This window comes from uncultured Phycicoccus sp., assembly GCF_947495705.1.
In the GTDB taxonomy this organism is placed as follows: Bacteria; Actinomycetota; Actinomycetes; order Actinomycetales; family Dermatophilaceae; genus Phycicoccus.
Map to the genome: position 1 here is coordinate 123,934 of NZ_CANLZR010000004.1, position 13,621 is coordinate 137,554.

Annotated in this window: 12 protein-coding genes; 11 read left to right on the forward strand and 1 reads right to left on the reverse strand. The window is 72.5% G+C overall.

Translation table 11 applies throughout. The features are described 5' to 3' along the window. Positions 1 to 52: 52 nt before the first annotated feature. Complete coding sequence (locus tag Q0963_RS07695; protein WP_299444828.1) at positions 53 to 1,579, reverse strand: gamma-glutamyltransferase; 1,527 nt, start codon at positions 1,577 to 1,579, stop codon at positions 53 to 55. A gap of 73 nt (positions 1,580 to 1,652) precedes the next feature. Between Q0963_RS07695 and Q0963_RS07700 the strand changes: the two genes are divergently transcribed. From Q0963_RS07700 to Q0963_RS07750, 11 genes are all read left to right on the forward strand, one after another. After that, positions 1,653 to 2,432 carry an S-methyl-5'-thioinosine phosphorylase gene (locus tag Q0963_RS07700; RefSeq protein ID WP_299444829.1) on the forward strand — a complete coding sequence of 260 codons (780 nt, stop codon included), beginning with the start codon at positions 1,653 to 1,655 and terminating at the stop codon, positions 2,430 to 2,432. Then, complete coding sequence (locus tag Q0963_RS07705; protein WP_299444830.1) at positions 2,429 to 3,787, forward strand: amidohydrolase; 1,359 nt, start codon at positions 2,429 to 2,431, stop codon at positions 3,785 to 3,787. The genes Q0963_RS07700 and Q0963_RS07705 overlap by 4 nt, the downstream gene beginning before the upstream one ends. Continuing rightward, the gene (locus Q0963_RS07710; protein ID WP_299444831.1) at positions 3,784 to 4,284 is read left to right on the forward strand and encodes a cupin domain-containing protein; all 501 of its coding nucleotides are present in this window, start codon (positions 3,784 to 3,786) and stop codon (positions 4,282 to 4,284) included. The genes Q0963_RS07705 and Q0963_RS07710 overlap by 4 nt, the downstream gene beginning before the upstream one ends. Next, a complete protein-coding gene (locus tag Q0963_RS07715) occupies positions 4,281 to 5,039 on the forward strand; it encodes an SDR family NAD(P)-dependent oxidoreductase (RefSeq protein WP_299444832.1) in 759 nt (252 codons plus the stop codon). Before Q0963_RS07710 ends, Q0963_RS07715 begins: the two co-directional genes overlap by 4 nt. 115 nt (positions 5,040 to 5,154) lie before the next feature. Continuing rightward, the gene (locus tag Q0963_RS07720; protein ID WP_299444833.1) at positions 5,155 to 6,246 is read left to right on the forward strand and encodes a BMP family ABC transporter substrate-binding protein; all 1,092 of its coding nucleotides are present in this window, start codon (positions 5,155 to 5,157) and stop codon (positions 6,244 to 6,246) included. A gap of 194 nt (positions 6,247 to 6,440) precedes the next feature. Next, positions 6,441 to 7,586, forward strand: a complete 1,146-nt coding sequence (locus tag Q0963_RS07725) for an ABC transporter permease (RefSeq protein WP_299444834.1) — start codon at positions 6,441 to 6,443, stop codon at positions 7,584 to 7,586. 1 nt (position 7,587) lies between these two features. Beyond that, positions 7,588 to 8,586 (forward strand): ABC transporter permease, encoded by a 999-nt coding sequence (locus Q0963_RS07730; protein ID WP_299444835.1) that lies wholly within the window; start codon positions 7,588 to 7,590, stop codon positions 8,584 to 8,586. Continuing rightward, complete coding sequence (locus Q0963_RS07735) at positions 8,586 to 10,223, forward strand: ABC transporter ATP-binding protein (RefSeq protein ID WP_299444836.1); 1,638 nt, start codon at positions 8,586 to 8,588, stop codon at positions 10,221 to 10,223. The genes Q0963_RS07730 and Q0963_RS07735 overlap by 1 nt, the downstream gene beginning before the upstream one ends. 180 nt (positions 10,224 to 10,403) lie before the next feature. Continuing rightward, on the forward strand, positions 10,404 to 11,561 hold the full coding sequence (locus Q0963_RS07740; protein WP_299444837.1) for a ferredoxin reductase: 1,158 nt from the start codon (positions 10,404 to 10,406) through the stop codon (positions 11,559 to 11,561). A 61-nt stretch (positions 11,562 to 11,622) separates the two neighbouring features. Further along, entirely contained in the window at positions 11,623 to 12,915 is a 1,293-nt protein-coding gene (locus tag Q0963_RS07745) for an acyl-CoA desaturase (protein ID WP_299444838.1), read from the forward strand. 193 nt (positions 12,916 to 13,108) lie between these two features. Further along, the gene (locus Q0963_RS07750) at positions 13,109 to 13,594 is read left to right on the forward strand and encodes a CAP domain-containing protein (RefSeq protein WP_299444839.1); all 486 of its coding nucleotides are present in this window, start codon (positions 13,109 to 13,111) and stop codon (positions 13,592 to 13,594) included. Positions 13,595 to 13,621: the final 27 nt, after the last annotated feature.

Sequence of the window (13,621 nt, forward strand, 5' to 3'; positions counted from 1 at the left end):
AACCGGACGCCAGCCTGAAAAGTGCGGAAAGAGCGGGGAAAGGGGGTCGGGGTCAGGGGACGACGGCGACGGCGGCCTCGCGGCGGGGGTCGCCGGCGGCGAGCAGGCGCCCGTCCTCGTGCCGGAACGCGGCTCCGACCCCACCGAAGTACATCGACAGCGGCCCGTGGTCGTGCCCGGGGTACCCGGACGACCGGACCGTCGCCGCGATCCCGTCGTCCGACTCGTGCTCGACGACCGCCGCGCGGTCGGCGTCGAAGCGGATGTGGACGCGGGGCGCCTCGATGGCCGTGCGCAGGTCCGCCCCGTGCAAGCACCCCTGGCCGAGCACCTGCATCAGCGCTGTCGTGATCCGGTCGGCCCCCGGCGAGCCGATGGCCAGGACCCGGCCGTCGTCGGTGCGCCCCGTCGTCGGCGCCATGTTCGACGCGAGCCGGGTGCCCGGGGCCAGCGAGTGCAGCCCGAGCCGGTTCAGCTCGGGCTCCCCGAGGGCGTTGTTGAGGAGCATCCCGGTGCCCGGCACGGTGACCCCCGCGCCGTAGCCCGCCGACATCGTCACCGCGCACGCCAGCCCCTCGGAGTCCACGGCCGACACGTGCGCCGTGGACGCCGACGTCGGCAGCCCCGCCAGCCCCTGCCGGTCGACCGACGCGAGCAGCGCGTGCCCGGCCGCCTCGAGGTCCGTGGCGACGTCGTGCACCTCGAGCCGGTAGCGCAGCACGGCCTCCTGGACCGTGATGACGTCCGCCCAGTCGTAGTAGCCGCGCCGGGCCAGCTCGGCGAGCATCACCGCGAGCATCGGGCCACCTACGGACGGCGGCGGGTTGAACGCGAGGTCCCACGCACCGATGCGCCGGCGCACCGGGTCCCGCACGACGGGAACGTATGCCTCGACGTCGGCCACGGTGACGAGCCCGCCCCGTTCGGCCAGGTCGGCGACCATCGCCCGCCCGACCTCCCCGGTCGTGAGCACCGCCGCCCCCTCGCGCCCGACGAGGTCGAGCAGGTCCGCGAGCGGTCCGTTCGTGGCGGTCTCGCCGGCCCCCAGCGGCGAGCCGTCGGGCCGGGTGACGACGGCGTGCGCCTCGGGGTCGGTGCCGAAGAGCCGGTCGGCGACGAAGCCGAGGTACCGGGCGGCCGCTCCGCCGACGGGGTACCCGTGGCGGCACGCCAGCGCCGCGGGCGCGCACACGTCCGCCCAGGGCGCGACCCCGAACCGCCGCACGGCCTCGGCCCCCGCGAGCGCCGCGCCCGGCGTCGCGACCGAGCCGGGCCCGGCGAACATCGTCACCCCGCCGCCGTACTCGGTGAAGACCTCGCGGACCCCCCGCCCGAAGGCCTCGCGCGCCAGCCCCCGCCCGGGCATCTCGACGTTGCCGTCGACGACGACGGGCTCCTGGCCCACCGGCCACACCGACACGTAGGCGCCCCCGCCGAGCGAGACGATGCCCGGCTCGGTCGCCATCGCCGTCATCGCCGCGGTGATGGCGACGTCGACGGCGTTGCCCCCGGCCAGCGCCATCTCGCGGCCGGCCGCGAGCGACACCGGACCGGTCGCCGACAGCGCCACCTCACCCATAGGACCGATCCTGCCACCGCGACCTCGCGGTCCGCGTCGCCGCTCCACCTCGTGGCCGGTAGCGTTGGCGGGCATGACCCGCCCTCCCCTCGCCGTCGTGGCCGGTACCGGGTTCTACGACCTCGAGGCGCTGGAGGACCGGGTCGAGGAGACCGTCGACACGGTCTGGGGCCAGGCCCGCGTCACCCGCGGCACCTGGCACGGCCTGCCCGTCGTCTTCCTCACCCGGCACGGCGCCGGTCACTCCGTCCCGCCGCACCTGGTCAACTACCGCGCGAACGTCCGCGCGCTCGCCGATCTCGGGTGCGTCGACGTCGTCGCCGTCAACGTCACCGGCAGCATCGACCCCGACCTCGCGCCGGGCGACCTCGTCTGCCTCGACGACTTCCTCGACCTCACCCGGCAGCGGCCGCTGACGTTCTTCGACGGCTCCGGGCCCGAGGGCGTCGTCCACGTCGACGTGGGAGCGCCGTACACGCCCGAGCTGCGCACCGAGATCCTCGAGGCGGCCGCGTCGGTGGGGCAGCCGATGCGCGACGGCGGCGTGTACGCGGCGTTCGAAGGCCCCCGCTTCGAGACCGCCGCCGAGATCCGGCTCGCCCGCCTGGCCGGGGCCACCGTCGCCGGGATGACCGGCGTCCCCGAGGTCACCCTCGCGCGTGAGGCCGGGCTCCGCTACGCCGCCGTCTCGCTCGTCGTCAACCCCGCCACGGGCGTGGGCGACGCCGACGAGCCGATCACGATGGCCGAGATCGAGGCCGTCCTCGAACGGAGCCGGCACGCCGTGCTCGCGGTGCTCGACGAGCTCGTCCACACCCGCGCCACCTTCGCCGAGGAAGAGGAGGCCCCATGAGCCGCGTCGTCATCGAGCGCGCCGCCTACGTCGTCACCGTCGACGACGCCGACACGGTGCTGCGCGACACGACCGTCGTCGTCGAGGACGGCACCATCACCGAGCTGCGCGACGCCGCGGCCGGGCCGGTCGACGGCGACGAGGTGCTCGACGCGCGCGGCCGGCTCCTCATGCCGGGCCTGGTCAACCTGCACACCCACCTGCCGATGACCCTGCTGCGCGGGCTCGCCGAGGACGTCGACCTCCAGGGCTTCCTCACCCGGGTATGGGCCGCCGAGGGCGCCGTCATGGACCCCGACACCGTCGAGCTCGGCGCCACCCTCGGCGCCTTGGAGTCCCTGCTCGGCGGGTGCACGACCCAGCTCGACATGTACTTCCACCACGACGCCGCCCACCGCGGCGCGGTGGCGGCCGGGAGCCGGCACATCATCGGCCCCGTCTTCATGGACGGCCCCGGCCCGGACGGGCTGGAGTGGCAGCAGCGCATCGACCTCCTCCGGCAGTGGCGGGCCGGGCTGGACGACATCGGCGGCCCCTACGTGCCGGTGCCGGCGATGCCGCACGCGACGTACACGTGCTCCCCCGAGAGCCTCGCCGAGGTCGTCACCGTCCTGCGGGAGGTCACCGACGGGCCCGGGCCCGGGGCGCGCGGCCCGCTGCTCACGACCCACGTCTCCGAGAACGCCGCCGAGAACACCGACATCCGCGACCGGTACGACGCGACCCCCACCAGGATCCTCGCCGGGGCGGGCTGGCTCGACGGGCGCATGCCGTTCGTCGCCGGTCACGGGGTGCACCTGACCGGCGACGACCTCGAGCTGCTCGTCGGGGCCGGCGGCGCCGTCGCGCACTGCGCCGGCTCCAACCAGAAGCTCGCCAGCGGCGCCCTGCACTGGGACGAGTACCGCTCCGCCGGGGTGCGGCTCGGCATCGGGACCGACGGCTGCTCGTCGTCCAACGACCTGGACATGTGGCAGGCGATGCGCCAGGGCGCGCTGCTCGCGCGGCTCACCAGCGGACGCCCCGACGTCGCCAGCGCCCACGAGGTGCTGCGCGCCGCGACCGTCGACGGGGCACGGGCCCTCGGCCTCGGCGGGCTCATCGGCTCCGTCGAGGCCGGCAAGCGCGCCGACCTCGTGCTCGTCGACCTCGAGCGGCCCCACCTCACCCCGGTGCACGACGTGGCCGCGCTCCTGGTGTTCGCGGCCGGCCGGGCCGACGTCACCGACGTGCTCGTCGACGGCGACATCGTCGTCCGCGACGGCCGGAGCACCCGCCTCGACACCCCCGACCTGCTGGCCCGGGCCCGCGCCCGGGGCGCCGTCGCCGCGCGCGCGGCCGCGGAGGCGGTATGACCCGGCTGCCCGAGATCCCCGAGGTCGCGCCGCCCGACGAGAGCGCGGCCGAGGTCATCGACCGGCTCGGGATGGTCCCGATCCCCGAGGAGGGCGCCTGGTACGTCGCCGGCCCGCGCACCCAGGGCCTCAACGCCATCACCGTCCTGCTCACCAACGAGCCCGACGGCTTCTCGGCGATGCACCGGCTGACCATCGACGAGGGCTGGCAGTGGCTCGGTGGCGCCCCGGCCGCCCTGCTGCGGCTGCGGCCCGGTGGCTCCGGGGTCCTCAACTACGTGGGCGAGCAGCACGCCCAGATCCTCGTCCGGAAGAACACCTGGATGGGCGCGACGACGCTCGGGCACTGGACCCTCCTGGCGTGCTGGTGCGCCCCGGCGTTCCGGCCCGAGCACTTCGAGCTCGGCGACCGGGCCGAGCTCGTGGCGCAGTACCCGACGTTCACGACCGAGATCACGACCCTGACCCGCGACGAGCCCATGGGGCGGATGCGGTGACCGCCCTGGTCACCGGGGCCAGCGGCGGGCTCGGCCGGGCGGTCGTGCGCGCCCTCGCCGCGGCCGGCCACGACGTCGGCGTCCACTACCGCGGCGACCGGGACGGCGCCGCCACCGCGGTCGCCGAGGTCGAGGCCGCCGGCCGGCGCGCGGTCGCCCTGCACGCCGACCTCGACGTGCCACTGGACGACCCGGCCACCCTCGACGCCCGGTGCGTCGCGCTGCTCGACGGGTGCGCCGACGTGCTCGGGACCCCGGACGTCGTCGTCCTCAACGCGTTCCCGCAGCACCACGTCGCGTGGGCGGACCTCGACGCGGCCGCGTGGGACGCCTACCACCGGGGCGGGCTGCGGCCCACGGCGGTGCTGCTCCACGAGGCGGCCCGGCGGATGGGCCCCGGCGGCGTCGTCGTCGTCGTCGGGTCCATCGAAGGGCTCCGGGCGATGCCGACGCACGCGCCCTACGCCGTGGCCAAGGCCGCCCTGCACCACCTCGTCTCGGCGGCCGCACACGAGCTGGGAGGCCGGGGCGTCCGGGTCACGGGCGTGGTGCCGGGGCTCGTCGACCGCGCGGGCCTCGAGGACGCCTGGCCCGACGGCGTGGCCCGGTACCGGAGCGCCGCCGCGCTCGGCCGGCCGGTCACCCCCGAGGAGGTGGCCGGCGCCATCGCGTTCCTCGCCTCAGGGGTCGCATCCGGCATCACCGGCACCACCGTCACCGTCGACGCGGGCTGGTCCAGCTCCCCCGGCTGGTGACCACGGGGGGATCGTGTCGGTAACGACACCGCAACGAAGCCGAGCCGTGTCCGGCCCGAGGGGTTTTGGGCCTTAGCATCTGCACGTCTGACCCGCCCTCCCGAGGAGATCCTCCATGAAGTCCCCCCGTTACCTCGTCGCGGTTCCCGCGGCCCTCGCTCTGGCCCTCGCGGGCTGCGGCGGCAGCACCGGCACCACCGGCGGTGGCAGCACCGCGACCGGCTCGACTGATGCGGGCGCGCCCACCGACGACTCGAACTGCGGCGACGCCGAGGTGTTCTGCATCGGGCTCGTCACCGACACCGGCAAGGTCGACGACAAGTCGTTCAACCAGTCCGCCCACGAGGGCGCTCTCGCCGCCCAGGCCGAGACCAACGGCTTCTACAAGTACGTCGAGACCCAGGACCCCAAGGACTACGCGCCCAACATGGCGCAGTTCACGAACAAGAAGTACGACGTCGTCGTCACGGTCGGCTTCCTCATGACCGAGGCCACCGCCACCGCGGCCGCGGCCAGCCCGGACACGAAGTTCATCGGCGTCGACCAGTTCTTCGACCCCGAGGCCGTCACGGCCAAGAACGTCACCGGCATCCTCTTCCCCGAGGACCAGGCCGGCTACGGCGCGGGCTACCTCGCGGGCCTGATGACCAAGACGAACAAGCTCGGCCAGGTCCTCGGCCAGGAGATCCCGCCGGTGCAGAAGTTCGCCAAGGGCTTCGAGGCGGGCGCCAAGGCCGCCAACCCCGAAGTGACCGTCTCGACCGTCTACCACCCCGCCGGCGACAACGCCTTCAACGACCCGGTGTGGGGCGCGGGCGAGGCCAAGAAGATGCTCGCCCAGAAGGCCGACATCATCTTCGGCGCCGGCGGCAACACCGGCAACGGTGCGCTCCAGGAGGTCGCCAAGGCCTCCGGTGCGGGTGAGTCGCTCTTCTGCATCGGGGTCGACACCGACCAGTGGGACACCGTCCCGGCCGCACAGCCGTGCCTCATCACCTCGGCGATGAAGCTCATCACCGAGGGCGTCACCGACACGATCATCACGGCCAAGGACGGCGAGTTCGAGGGCCTGACCACGATGGGCGCGGCCGGCCTGGCGCCGTACCACGACTTCGAGGACAAGATCCCCGAGGACGTGAAGACCAAGGTCGCCGACATCGTCTCGCAGATGGAGGCCGGCACGCTCGAGACCGGCGTCACCCTCTGACGACGACGGTCACCGGTCGCCGCGCGTGACCAGCCGTCCCGAGGGGGCGGGCATCCCGCCCGGGGTGCCCGCCCTCTCGGCACGTCACGGCAGACATTGCCCATAGCGTTCCCCGCGAGCCAGCACCTGCCCACTTCCGCCCGTATGCGCCGACCCGCCACACTGTGGGCACCCGAGAGAGTCATTGGAGACCCATGTCCGACACGAAGACGGTGGAGCAGCCGCCGCCGGCCCCGGAGCAGGAGCCCTCGGTACCTCGTGACCGTGGCGGCATGCTCGCCTATCTCATAGGCCACCAGAGCGGCGTCGTCATCGTCGTGGCCCTCGTCATCTCCCTGCTCGTCGGCGCGGCCCTCATCCGCTACCAGGGCGTCAGCCCGTGGTTCGCGTACGAGACGCTGATCCGCGAGGCGCTCGTGTACGACGGGGCCTTCACCCGCACCCTCCAGAAGACCGCCCCGCTCGTCCTCACCGGGCTCGCGGTCGTGCTGCCGCTGCGGGTCGGGCTCTTCAACATCGGCGGCCAGGGCCAGTTCGCCACCGGCGCCATCTTCGGCGCCTGGGCGGCCTACGTCGCCGGCGGTGCGGGCTTCGCCGGTGCCGTTCTCGGCATGCTCGTCGGCATCGTCTGCGGCGCGGCCGTCGGGGTCCTCGTCGGCGTCCTCAAGGCCTGGCGCGGGGTGCACGAGGTCATCTCGACCATCATGCTCAACTACATCGTCGCCGGGATCACGTTCTGGCTCGTCGTCGGCCCGCTGCAGGCGGAGTCCTCCAAGACCAGCGGCATCCCGCAGACCGAGGCCATCCCGGAGGCAGCCCGGGTCGGGTCCGTCGCCGGCATCCCCATCGGCTTCCTCGTCGCGCTCGCCCTGGCCGTCCTCTGCTGGTGGATGCTGTCGCGCACGACGATGGGCTTCCGGCTCAACACCGTCGGCGCGAACAAGAGCGCCGCGGGCTACGCCGGCATCTCGATCCGCACGACCATCGTCCTCGTCATGGCGATGGGTGCCGGGCTGGCCGGCCTGGGCGGCGCGCTCGAGGCCGAGGGCACCCTGCACCGGTTCGAGCCGGCCATCGTCGGCACGCTCGGCTTCGACGGCATCACGATCGCCCTGCTCGCCCGGGCCAACCCGCTCGCGACGATCCCGGCGGCGTTCCTCGTCGGCATCCTGCGCACCGGCGCGGCGGGCCTGCAGTTCAACACCGGTATCGCCCCCGAGATCGTCGACGTCCTGCTCGCGATCATCCTGCTCATGGTGTCGATCCCGGTGCTCGGCAAGTGGCTGTTCCGCAGCCGGGCCGACAAGGTCAGTGTCGCGTCGACGAGCTGGGGGTCCTGACATGACTGCCTGGGTCGCCAAGAACCGCACCACCCTGGTCGTCGCCGCCGTCGTCATCGTCGCGGCCTACGTCTTCTACTACGCCAAGAACGACATCGCGCCGTCGATGTTCGGCGCCGCGTGGGGCTACGCCATCCCGCTGGTGCTCGCGGCGCTCGTCGGTGTCATCGGCGAGCGCTCCGGTGTCGTCAACATCGGCATCGAGGGGCAGATGCTGCTCGCGGCCTTCGCCGGCTTCTTCGCGGCGGCGTTCAGCGGCTCGATGATCGTCGGCATCCTCGCCGGTGTCGGCACCGGCCTGCTCGCCGGCGGGTTCCTCGCCTGGACCACCGTCCGCTGGCGGATGGACCAGATCATCGCCGGTGTCGTCCTCAACATCGTCGCCACGGGCCTCACCTCGTTCTACCTCGTGTCGGGCAAGATCCTGCCGGGGGTCATTCCCAACATCGAGGTGCCCGTCCTCTCCGCCATCCCGCTGATCGGCGACGTGTTCTTCAGCGGGCGCAGCGCCATCGCCCTCGTCGCGATCATCGCCGCCGTCACGGTCCACCTCGCGCTGTTCCACAGCCGGTGGGGGCTGCGCACCCGGGCGGTCGGCGAATACCCCTCGGCGGCCGACACCGCGGGGATCAACGTCGAGCGGCTGCGGCTCGTCAACGTCACCATCGCCGGGTCCCTCGCGGGGCTCGCCGGGGTGTACCTCTCGATGGACGCCTCGAGCTCGTTCGAGCGCGGGATGACCGCGGGCCGGGGCTTCCTCGCCCTCGCGATCATGATCATGGGGGCGTGGCGGCCACTGCGGGCCTTCGCCATGGCCCTGTTCTTCGGCTTCGTCAACGCCGTCGCCTCCCAGCTCCAGCAGACCGGTGGGGTGTCCATCCCGCCGCAGCTCACCGGCACCCTCCCCTACGTCGCGACCCTCGTCGTCCTCGCGGTCGCCGCGGGGCGGGTCAGAGCGCCGGGCGCCGTCGGACAGCCGTACGTGAAGAAGGACCAGTGATGAGCGACGCCACCCCGCACCCCGAGAGCCACTCGGACGCCTCCCGCGAGCACCTGGCGGAGGTCGCCACCACCGACGCCGCCCTCGAGCTGCCGCCGGAGCAGTCCGGCTTCGGCGAGGGCGTCATCGGCGAGGTCCTCCTCGACATCAACGGCCTGTCCAAGAGCTTCGGCTCGGTCCACGCCAACCGCGACATCACGCTCAACGTGCACCGTGGCGAGATCGTCGCGCTGCTCGGTGAGAACGGGGCCGGCAAGTCGACCCTGGTCAACCAGATCTTCGGGCTCATCACCCCCGACTCCGGCACCGTCTCGATCAAGGGCGACACGACCCCGATCAAGGACCCGCGCGACGCCATCCACCGCGGCATCGGCATGGTGCACCAGCACTTCCAGCTGGTGCCCGTCATGACGGTGGCCGAGAACATGATGCTCGGGCACGAGACGACGCGGGCCGGGGTCGTCCTCGACCTCGACAGCGCGCGGCGGATGGTGCGCGAGCTGTCCAAGAAGCACGGTCTGGTCGTCGACCCCGACATCGAGGTCGACGACCTCCCCGTCGGCACCCAGCAGCGGGTCGAGATCCTCAAGGCGCTCTCGCGCCGGGTCGACCTCCTCATCCTCGACGAGCCGACCGCCGTGCTCACGCCCCAGGAGACCGACGAGCTGCTCGGGGTCATGCGCGAGCTCGCGAACTCCGGGACCTCGATCGTCTTCATCACCCACAAGCTGCGCGAGGTCCTCGCGGTCTCGGACCGGGTGTACGTGCTGCGGCAGGGCGCGGTCGTCGGCGAGGTCGCCACCAAGGACACCGACGCCACCGGGCTCGCGACGATGATGGTCGGCCGCGAGGTCGTCCTGTCCATCGACAAGACCGAGGCCACCCCCGGCGAGACGGTGCTCGAGATCGAGGACCTGCACGTCAAGGACGACCGCGGTCTGGGCGCCGTCAACGGGTTCACCCTGTCGGTGCGGGCCGGCGAGATCGTCGGCGTCGCCGGCGTCGAGGGCAACGGCCAGCGCGAGCTCGTCGAGTCCCTCGCCGGGATGCGCAAGATCGTCTCCGGCCGGATGGAGCTCGGCGACGTCGACCTCACCAAGGCCAACCCGCACCGCACCCACCACGCGGGCGTCGGGCACATCCCCGAGGACCGCGAGAAGCACGGGCTCGTCAGCTCCTACTCGATCGCCGACAACCTCGTCCTCAACGAGTTCGACCAGCCCCCGTACGCGAAGTCCGGGGTGCGCCAGTTCGAGGCCATCCGGGCCAACGCCGAGAAGCTGCGCGAGGAGTTCGACATCCGGTCCTCGGGCGTCCTGCAGTCGGCCGGGTCACTCTCGGGCGGCAACAAGCAGAAGGTCGTCGTCGCCCGCGAGATGTCCTTCACCCCGAAGCTGCTCATGGCCGCCCAGCCGACCCGCGGGGTCGACGTCGGGTCCATCGAGTTCATCCACCGCCGCATCGTCGAGGCCCGCGACGCGGGGGCCGGGGTGCTCCTGGTCTCGGCCGAGCTCGACGAGATCCTGTCCCTCTCGGACCGGATCGCCGTCGTCCACGGCGGTGCGGTCGTTGCCGAGATGGACGCCAAGGACGCCGACCGGACCGAGATCGGCCGCCTCATGGCCGGCGACCACTGACCTCCCTCCCCCCGTCTTTCCCCGACTTTTCAGGCTCCGGCCCGCGCGACACGCCGCTCCGACGGCGTTCCGCGCGGACGCCAGCCTGAAAAGTCGGGAGACCACGGGGTGGCTGATGGCTTCCTGAGAAGACAACCTACGGTGTCGTAACTTACGCGAACGTAGGTTACGCTGGCGTACATGTCAGCACCGAGCATCGACCGAGCGACCCCCACGGGTGCCACCCGGCCGCGCCTCGGGGCGCACGCCCCCGGCCCGTTGGGCGGCATCGTCCGCAGCGCGCGCAAGGTGGCCGAGGCCCTGGCCACCCCACTCGTGCCCGCCGACTACCTCGACCTTCTCGACCCGATGCGCACCGGCGCCGACCTGCGCGGCCGCATCGTCGAGGTCCGCCCCGAGACCGCCGACGCGGCCACGGTGGTCATCCGTCCGGGCCGCGGCTGGGCCGGCCACATCCCCGGCCAGTACATCCGGATCGGCGTCGACATCGACGGCGTCCGGCACTGGCGCGCCTACAGCCTCACCCACCGCGCCGACGGCTCGCCCGCAGCCGGCATCCCCGCCGGCTGCATCGCCATCACGACCAAGGCGATCCCCGACGGCACGGTCAGCACCCACCTCGTGCGCTCCGCCGCCCCCGGCACCCTGGTCATGCTCGACCAGGCCACCGGCGACTTCACCCTGACCAGCCCCGCCCCCGCCAAGGTCCTCTTCCTCACCGCGGGCAGCGGCATCACCCCGGTCATCGGCATGCTGCGAAACCACCTCGCCGAGCTGGACGACGTCGCCCACGTGCACTGCGCCCCGAGCAAGCAGGACGTCATCTTCGCCGGCGAGCTCGCCGAGCACCACGCGGCCGGCCGGCTCGCCCTGAGCCTCAACCTCGACGACGTCCACGGCGTCCTCGACCTGGCCCGGCTCGACACCCTCGTCCCGGACTGGCAGGCGCGCGAGACGTGGCTGTGCGGGCCCACCGCCCTGCTCGACGCCGCCGAGAAGCACTGGGCGAACGCCGGGATCCCCGAGCGTCTGCACGTCGAGCGCTTCCGGCCCAGCGTCGTCGAGCCCGGCGAGGGCGGCACGGTCACGTTCCGCAGCACCGGCCGCGTCGTCGAGGCCGACGGCGCCACCGCCATCCTCGACGCCGGCGAGGACGCCGGCGTGATCATGCCCAGCGGCTGCCGGATGGGCATCTGCTTCGGCTGCGTCGTGCCGATGCGCGCCGGCGCCATCCGCGACCTGCGCACCGGCGAGGTCACCGTTCACGAGTCCGACGAGCCCCTCCCCGTCCAGACCTGCGTCAACGCCGTCGCGGGCTCCTGCGAGATCGACCTCTGACCCGCACCCGCTGCCCCACCCGACCCCTGACCGCCGACTGCGCGAGAACGGAAGGACCCTCATGACCCTCGCCCCCGAGCGCCACGCCTCCACCAAGCCCCAGGGCATCAACCCCCGACTGCGCGTCGCCAGCGACGCGCCCCGCCCGCAGCGCCCCGCGCTGAAGAAGTCCGGCCGCCCCAACCCGGCCGCGCACCTCTCGCCGGACCAGATCGAGACGATCGGCCACGAGCTGGACGCGCTGCGCAAGGAGGTCATGGACTCCCGCGGTGCGCGCGACGCCGCGTACATCCGCAAGGTGATCGCGGTCCAGCGCTACCTCGAGATGGGCAGCCGCGCCGTCCTCCTCTTCAGCAACGTCAAGGTGCGCGGCGTCCGCCCGGCCTGGTGGATCGGCACCGCCGGTCTCTCGGTGGCCAAGATCCTCGAGAACATGGAGATCGGCCACAACGTCATGCACGGCCAGTGGGACTGGATGCGTGACCCGAAGATCCACTCGACGGCCTGGGAGTGGGACAACGCCTCCCCCGCGAGCCAGTGGAAGCACAGCCACAACGAGATCCACCACACCTTCACGAACGTGCTGGGTCGCGACAACGACCTCGGCTACGGGATCCTGCGCGTCGACGAGGACCAGCGCTGGAGCCTGTTCTCGCTCTTCCAGCCGATCTGGCACGTGGGCAACGCGCTGCTCTTCGAGTACTCGATCGCGGCGTACGACCTCGAGCTCGGCGGGTACCTCGCGAAGAAGGACCGGATGAGCGAGGAGCAGAAGGCCGAGTTCCGCAAGAACCGGGACGAGGTCCTCGCCAAGATCAAGCGGCAGGCGACCAAGGACTACGTCGTGCATCCGGCGATGTCGGCGGTCACCGGCTCGGCCCGCACGACGCTCACCGCGAACATCGTGGCCAACCTCGTGCGCAACGTCTGGACGAACACGGTCATCATCTGCGGGCACTTCCCGCCCGGGATCGCCACCTTCGAGAAGACCTCGATCGAGGGCGAGACCCGTGGCGAGTGGTACCTGCGCCAGATGCTCGGCTCGGGCAACATCAGCGGGTCCAAGGCCATGCACACGATGACCGGCAACCTCAGCCACCAGATCGAGCACCACCTGTTCCCGGACATGCCGAGCAACCGGTACGCCGAGATCGCGCCGCGGATCCAGGACCTCATGGAGCGCAACGACCTCCCCTACGTCACCGGGTCGCTGTGGAAGCAGGCCGGGTCGGTGTACTGGAAGGTCGTCCAGCTCTCGCTGCCGAACAAGGTCGAGGGCCGGCGACGCCGCGACATCGTGCGTCTCGAGCTGACCAAGGCCTGGCGCAAGAAGAAGCGCGCCCTGCGCGGCTGAGCGACGAGCACGCCTCACCGACCCCGACCGGCCACCGCCGGTCGGGGTCGGTCGTTCGGCCACCGCACGGCGCTCCGGTCGCGGCCGTCGGCAGCGTCGTGTCATCCTCATCGGGACGCGAGCCCCGGCGCGTCGCCCCTGCCCTCCCCGTGACCGTCCCCTGCCCGGCCACGGCCCAGCCCGAGGTGGTCCCATGCCGCTCCCCGTCCGCACCCTGCTCGCGCGTGCCGCCCTGACCGCCATGGTCGCCGCACCCCTCGGCCTCAGCGCTGCCACGTCGGCCAACGCCGCGCACTCCGGGATGGCGGCCGAGGTGATCACCCGGGTCAACGCCGAGCGCAAGAAGGTCGGCTGCTCCCCGCTGCGGGCCAGCGAGGCGCTGCGCAAGGCCGCCCAGTTCCACAGCTACGACATGCGGACGAAGAACTACTTCAGCCACACCTCCAAGGACGGCCGGACCCCGTTCGACCGGATGCGGGCCCAGGGCTACCGCTACGGGTCGGCCGAGAACATCGCGGCCGGGCAGCGCACCGCCCAGGCCGTCGTCAGCGCCTGGATGAAGAGCACCGGCCACCGCAAGAACATCCTCAACTGCGCGAACAAGGCGATCGGCGTCGGGGTCTCCTCGGGCAGCGGGACGTACTCCATCTACTGGACCCAGGACTTCGGCCGGGTCTGAGCAGCCCCGACGCGCAGCGCCGCGCAG